The sequence below is a fragment of the Trichocoleus sp. ST-U2 genome, assembly GCF_039961875.1.
Taxonomy (GTDB): domain Bacteria; phylum Cyanobacteriota; class Cyanobacteriia; order Cyanobacteriales; family FACHB-T130; genus FACHB-T130.
Genome location: NZ_JAMPJY010000095.1, coordinates 1 through 5648 on the forward strand (window position 1 = coordinate 1; position 5648 = coordinate 5648).

General features: G+C 45.4%; 7 protein-coding genes, 1 pseudogene and 1 CRISPR repeat array. Of the genes and pseudogenes, 2 read left to right on the forward strand and 6 right to left on the reverse strand.

Features of this window, described 5'->3' with window-relative positions; all coding sequences use genetic code 11:
- Positions 1 to 630, forward strand: a 630-nt coding sequence (cas5, locus tag NC996_RS28085) for a type I-MYXAN CRISPR-associated protein Cas5/Cmx5/DevS (RefSeq protein ID WP_199303154.1), incomplete at its 5' end; no start/stop codon positions are given.
- 247 nt (positions 631 to 877) lie between these two features.
- Positions 878 to 1343: a CRISPR direct-repeat array (repeat unit 36 nt; unit sequence GTGATTCGTGGCTTTATGCCGTTAGGCGTTGCTCAG).
- A gap of 321 nt (positions 1344 to 1664) precedes the next feature.
- Here the strand turns inward: cas5 and NC996_RS28090 are convergent.
- From NC996_RS28090 to NC996_RS28100, 3 genes are all read right to left on the reverse strand, one after another.
- Positions 1665 to 2975, reverse strand: coding sequence for a hypothetical protein (locus NC996_RS28090; protein ID WP_190686762.1), 1311 nt, complete (start codon positions 2973 to 2975; stop codon positions 1665 to 1667).
- A 103-nt stretch (positions 2976 to 3078) separates the two neighbouring features.
- The gene (locus tag NC996_RS28095; protein WP_190434455.1) at positions 3079 to 3354 is read right to left on the reverse strand and encodes a helix-turn-helix domain-containing protein; all 276 of its coding nucleotides are present in this window, start codon (positions 3352 to 3354) and stop codon (positions 3079 to 3081) included.
- A 53-nt stretch (positions 3355 to 3407) separates the two neighbouring features.
- Positions 3408 to 3656 (reverse strand): hypothetical protein, encoded by a 249-nt coding sequence (locus NC996_RS28100; protein WP_190434453.1) that lies wholly within the window; start codon positions 3654 to 3656, stop codon positions 3408 to 3410.
- Positions 3657 to 3762: 106 nt separating this feature from the next.
- Here NC996_RS28100 and NC996_RS28105 point away from each other — a divergent pair, with 106 nt between their 5' ends.
- On the forward strand, positions 3763 to 4026 hold the full coding sequence (locus NC996_RS28105) for a helix-turn-helix domain-containing protein (RefSeq protein ID WP_190686765.1): 264 nt from the start codon (positions 3763 to 3765) through the stop codon (positions 4024 to 4026).
- 195 nt (positions 4027 to 4221) lie between these two features.
- Here the strand turns inward: NC996_RS28105 and NC996_RS28110 are convergent, their stop codons facing one another.
- From NC996_RS28110 to NC996_RS28120, 3 genes and pseudogenes are all read right to left on the reverse strand, one after another.
- Positions 4222 to 4641 (reverse strand): MerR family transcriptional regulator, encoded by a 420-nt coding sequence (locus NC996_RS28110; protein WP_348260038.1) that lies wholly within the window; start codon positions 4639 to 4641, stop codon positions 4222 to 4224.
- Positions 4642 to 4690: 49 nt separating this feature from the next.
- Positions 4691 to 5050, reverse strand: a pseudogene (locus NC996_RS28115) (IS1 family transposase); the annotation flags it as partial.
- Positions 5051 to 5138: 88 nt separating this feature from the next.
- Positions 5139 to 5360, reverse strand: coding sequence for a hypothetical protein (locus tag NC996_RS28120; RefSeq protein ID WP_199303155.1), 222 nt, complete (start codon positions 5358 to 5360; stop codon positions 5139 to 5141).
- Positions 5361 to 5648 lie beyond the last annotated feature (288 nt).

Sequence of the window (5648 nt, forward strand, 5' to 3'; positions counted from 1 at the left end):
CCATTAATTCTCTATTTGGATGTTCCATTTGCGACTTTTCGGGAGTCCCATGCAAGGGAAATGGGAAAAAGCTATCCTGTCCCTCCTCCAGCGACAGTGTATGGGATGTTGTTATCTTTGGTAGGGGAAACGGATGTCTATCGCCACTGTGGGGTAGAATTGGCGATCGCTATGTTATCTACCCCCAAAAAATCACGAATTTTGCGTCAAATGAGACGGTTTAAGAATGCTGATTTTAGCCATCCAGAGAATGTTATTCCCTGTTATCAAGAAATTTTGTCTAATCTGAAGTGTTTGATTTGGGTTCGTTCTGACGGGGAGAAGATACAACCAAGTTTAAGGGAGAGGATACAGTTCGCGTTTGACCATCCTGAGCTAGTAAGACGGTTTGGTTGTTTGTTTTTGGGAGAAAGCGACCAGTTGATTAAAACGATCAAACTTGCAAGGGAAGATTATCTAGAGGGAGTCAAACAGTGGGCGATTAGGGATAATCAAGGCAGTTTAACCTTACCCTATTGGGTTGACCATGTAGGGTCAAGAAATACCCGATTTTTGAGGTATCGGATGGAGGAAATGCCAAGCTCACCACCTCCTGATTTGGCGTGGACGATGATTCAATCTCCGATTTGACAAGCATCTCTGATGGAAAAGGGAATTTAAAGTAAAAAAATAGCCCACAGGGTTACAGGGTGAGGGGTATGGCAATTTAGTCAAGGAGAAACCTGCTTGCTATTTCTGGAAAAGTTTATAGGGACTGGGTTTGAGGGGCTGAAGGTAAAGGATATTTTGTAAGTTTTGTGTTTTTGGGTTCTCTATCCCAAAGGTGCTTGTAAGATTGTAAATGAGCCTTTATCAGTCAAAGGGTTTCCCTTTTGCTGTGATTCGTGGCTTTATGCCGTTAGGCGTTGCTCAGTTCCCAGCTCTGTCAGACGCTAAACCATGTAAAGGAGTGATTCGTGGCTTTATGCCGTTAGGCGTTGCTCAGAATTACCTATTTGACACTTCTTTCCGACATTCTCTTTGTGATTCGTGGCTTTATGCCGTTAGGCGTTGCTCAGGATGATAACGGAACAACGATGATTGCAGTGAAAGAGGTGATTCGTGGCTTTATGCCGTTAGGCGTTGCTCAGTATTTAGTTCCTTGCGTAAAAGTTAAAGGGAACTTTGGTGATTCGTGGCTTTATGCCGTTAGGCGTTGCTCAGTATCTTCTGAGGGCAGAAAGTACACCATCTGGCGGTGATTCGTGGCTTTATGCCGTTAGGCGTTGCTCAGTTGCAGCCGTTTTTGCTAGTGGATATGTGCTGATGTGATTCGTGGCTTCATGTCTATAGACGTTGCTCAGCAACTTTAAATCAAAACTTCAACAGCAAAAGTTCACCTAAAGCAGCTCAGAGCATATCAAAATATTTATCCGGTTAGGGTACTCAGTGCAAGTCCAAATTTCTTTGGAATAAGCAGTGTCCTCGAACCTTGGGTTTCTCAATTTCTTTTGCGGTCAACTCATCAACTTTTTCCCGTTCGCCTGAACTTGTGTTACATTCCACTTCTATTTCATCTTAATTTCATACAATTTCTTACCACGCGATTTGACACCAGCTCAAACCTATTAGGCTCAGGCACGTTTTTTCGGCTGGCGTTGAGATAATTGCGGCTGATTTTACCCTCATGTTTCACGAGAAACAACACGAAGACTTTCACTGATTGAGCCAAGGGCACTGTGAATTTCTGCTTTCATCACCTTGGCTTTTGTGCGAATCCCCTCTGTGTTTTCTTGTAAGTACGTCAGGTGAGAGTTAATTTGGCTAATGTAATTTAGGGAAGATTGAATGCGCTGAATCTGAGCTTCAATAACACCATAGTCAAGCTTAGGGTTAAAGCTTTGTTGAGTCGCTAATTGCTGCCGCACAATTAGAAACTGAAGGGCAACCGTGAGCAACTCATGAGTGGTGGCAACCCACAATCCGTATTCACAGGTTCCTTGTGTCCATTCCCCAATTTCTTGTGCTAATCCCTGGCGGGAATGACTCAAGAAAATTCCAGCATTCGCTTCATACTTTGCTAGTGCTTTGGTCAATCGCTGGGAAATCATTTTGCGACCCCAAGGTTGAGAAGGTCGGTTTCTTGCCTCAATGATGATAGAAATTTCAGTTGCCGCTACTGAGTTGGGAGTGAGCTTGATGAGGATGTCACCAGGCTCATTTTCTTTGGCGACGTGGTGAATCTCAGCGCCACAAATCTTTGACCAATCCTGTAGTTCTACCAAAACTATTTCTTCATAGGCAGCACCCTTAGCTGTTGTCTGCTCAAGTGCTGCTTGCGTTACCTGTTTGTCTCGAATTTCCTGGCGGAGCTTGTCTACTTCCGACGCTAAGGGCTTTACTGCTTCACTGACTACACTCTTTACAGCTTTGGCTAGAGTTCCGTTGTCTGCTGTAACATTCGCTAGTGCTGCCTTAAACGACCCCTGGATGGAATCTGATAATTTGGGGTTGAGAAGGTTGGTGAGGGTTTTGAGAACGCTGCCAATAACGGAAGTTTCCTTATGCGGGTCAATATCCCGTGCTAGCAGAGTTCGGACGCCATCCACTTGAGCGGTAAGCACTGCTGCGGTTTGATTAATTTGTCCTTTGAGCGGTGCCAAAACTTGACCATTTTCCGTACCAATTTGACTGACCAACTCCTCTTCAAAAGACTGGACAATGCGGCTTACGGCTGTTTGGAATTCAGAAAGTAGAGCTTGCATCCGTTGCTCAACAAAGGCTGTATCCTGACGGGCATGAGCGACTTGGATGCAGGCAAAACCCATTTCCACACAACTCAGGAGAGTAGATTCTTGTTGGGACTGGGGCAATTGTCTCAAGTAGTTAGCTGCCTCTGGGTGACGGATTTCTAAGTCGCGAATCACAATATGGTCGCCAATAATCTCGATAGTGGAGGAAGGTTGATTGCCGTTACGGGTGGAGAAAAAGGTCATAAAACAATCGGTGTCTAGATTACACTGACTGCACCGTACTCTCTGGTTTTTCAGATGGTCAAGAAAGTTTTGTCAATTTGCAAAGCCATAACAGTTTGTCGGATTACTGCCTTGTGTGCCAGCGTTCCAAAAATGGCTGAACTCGTTCGGCATTGGTGAGGAGAAAATCAGCCATCGCCATGATTCGTTGGTATGGAAGACCAGCTTCTCGACGGCTTGCTTGTCCACCGAGCCAGTGGTAAGTGGTGGATTTGGAAAGACAGCAGATGTGAGCTAATTGTTCATACCCTAATCCCCAACGGTAGCTGAAGTCTTGGGGGGAGATAAACATCTGATTGTGCAGCTCTAGAACTTGTTGACGTGTCGGTTGAGAAGACATGATGACCTCTGATTCAAACTACAGATGACTGATTGAGCCGTTCGATGTCTTGCTCAAAAGCGAAGTCGTAGCTGGTGATATGGTGGGGGGCTTTGCTCGTCGAGTAAAACTAGGTAATGCAGTCCAGTAGCAATACAACTGGAGGAGTGGGTGTAGATAACGCCGAGGATGCGACCAAAGTCTGGATGAGGAACTTGACGCCAGCGTACTGAATCACCGAGCTGAAACTGTTGCTCAGGTAGGATTTCGGGAATGTCCTCTGGTACGGCGAAGGGTGGGATTTGGGAAGGGATGTTAGGCATAGATAAGTTCCTCAAGAACTGGCTGCATTTATTTTATAACTTAAAGTCTATAAAATAATACTCATTGTCTATGGACTCATAACCTGCACTCCTTGAAAATCGTGCAGTGAGTCGAAAAAAACAATCAGAGATTAACCATCGCTTTGGGAAAGCCATCAGGCGGCGTCGGCGAGAATTGGATTTGTCTCAAGAGGAACTTGCCGAACGAGCTGAGCTTCATCAAACCTACATTTCGGATATTGAGAGAGGTGGGCGAAATCCCTCTCTGGAGAACGTTGAGAAGCTAGCTAATGCGCTGGGCATCTCTATGGCTCGTCTGTTCACTGACTACGGTGTTGAGGTAGAGAATGAACCAGAGAGCAGTTCTTGATTATTTAGGGGTCTTGGGTGCAGGCGATCACCCAAGCATAGGATGAACTGGCTGGGTTGAGTCTGTTTAAATGTCGAAAAGCTTCAGGGAATTGGTAGCAGTGGTTAGAAAATCTTAATTAGCTGCTGGCGGTCAGACTTCTGCATTTGCTACATGAGAAGTGTTGGCTAAACTGCATTATTCCCTCAAATAAAACTATGCAGGTAACACCTTAGCGCGTTCCTTAAAGCTTTGGAAGTCAACTACATTCGATGTCTTAGCGGCTTTCCAAATGTCGTTAACAATATCTATTAACGATGGTATGACAAGTAAAACATACTGACCTACGCCCTTATTATTTTTGCTGGCAACTTTTATGGCTGTGGGCAGATTATCACCGAAATCAGACCAGTCTTGCTTTACCCAAAAGACTTCATCATTCACTACAACTAGCTGTTTGTCTCTCAGGCTGTTATCGCATCCACTTTCGTCTAAATACTTAATTATCTTTCTGACCGTTTGCAGAGAGACATCTTCTCTTAGATTTCTAATAGCTCGAATTTCTAAAAGCTGTTCCCAGCTAAAAATCACAGTTGGTCTTCCCCCTGTTTTGCCGAACCTATAGGGTGTTACCAAATCTACTTTTTCCAGATAAGCAAGTCAGTGGTGGTGCATTAGCCAGGGAGCGCCATACAACAACCTCAAACTCACGAGTGTCTGCATCAAGAGCCAACCAGACCCACTGCTTGTTCCCTTTATTGTCCACGAATGACCATAATTCATCGCATTGAATCGTTAGGCTCCCCTTTTTTTGGGTGCCGTCTGCACGCTTCGGGGCACCTGAGCATATTTCTCATTAACATAGGGAAAGCAGCCATTGTTCAGAAACCTGGACGGCACGAGCGATTCCAGCCAGAGAAATGCGTTCCAACAGCAATCGGTCAATCAGCTCCCGTGTCGCTTGGTCGATCACTTTTTTAGTTGGTTGTTCAACAAACTGTCGTCCGCAGTCAAGGCATTTAAACCGTTGTTTACCGTTGTGGATGCGACCATTCTTGACCGTTTTGGAAGACGCACTTCAGGGGACAGGCAGGCATGGGACGAGAAAAGCAAAAAACTCTACCCCTCCATCATTACATCTTGAACACTACCAAAATGCGAGCGAGGGTATTTAGGAAGAGTCCGGTGCGATCGCTCAGATCTTCCTGGCTGAAGCGCTTACCCCAGGTTTCGTCGGATTCCGCCTGCTGTTTTGCCGTCTGAAACTTTTGCCACCCTTGAGGTGATAGGATAGCTCCTCGCACTCGCCCAGAAGTGGAGCGACCTCGTCTAGTTTTTGATGGGTTGGCATCCATAAATCAGCTAACGGTGTACGGTACAACGTAAGGCATTCCCTCAAGCATACTGCGCCATTCTCTCAGGCTGAAGGTTGCGCTGATACAGATAGGACGGTCAATCACCTCATCCTTACTGAAGCTTCTAAACCGAACCCTTCTCAAATTTTTGAACGGCTTGCCTAATTGAGTTTAGGGCGTTGCTGAAATTGTAATGAACTAAGCTGATAGAAAAACTGTTCGATACTTCAAGTAGTGAAGGAGCAAACGGAGCGAACACTTCAGCATCTCAAGTGATTTGGAGTAGCA